The organism is Streptococcus sp. 10824 (assembly GCF_013276595.1).
Taxonomy (GTDB): Bacteria; Bacillota; Bacilli; order Lactobacillales; family Streptococcaceae; genus Streptococcus; species Streptococcus pseudopneumoniae.
Window position 1 is genome coordinate 1 of record NZ_VMLH01000169.1, and the last position, 231, is coordinate 231.

The window sequence follows — 231 nt, forward strand, 5'->3', positions numbered from 1 at the left end:
TTCCAAGTAATATTGAGTTGGCTTTTATCCCACCTTATACTCCAGAAATGAACCCTATTGAACAAGTATGGAAAGAAATTCGAAAACGAGGTTTCAAAAATAAGGCTTTCCAAACATTGGAAGCCGTCATTGATAAGCTTCAAGAAGTTATTCAAGGACTGGAAAAAAGCGTTTTAAAGTCCACTGTCAGCAGACAATGGACAAGGTTGCTTTTTGAAAATGATTGAGTAT

1 protein-coding gene is annotated in these 231 nt (G+C 35.9%); it reads left to right on the forward strand.

The window, feature by feature from the left end:
- Window positions 1-227: transposase (locus HT701_RS11115; protein WP_172929818.1), on the forward strand; the 227-nt coding region annotated here is incomplete at its 5' end.
- Window positions 228-231 lie beyond the last annotated feature (4 nt).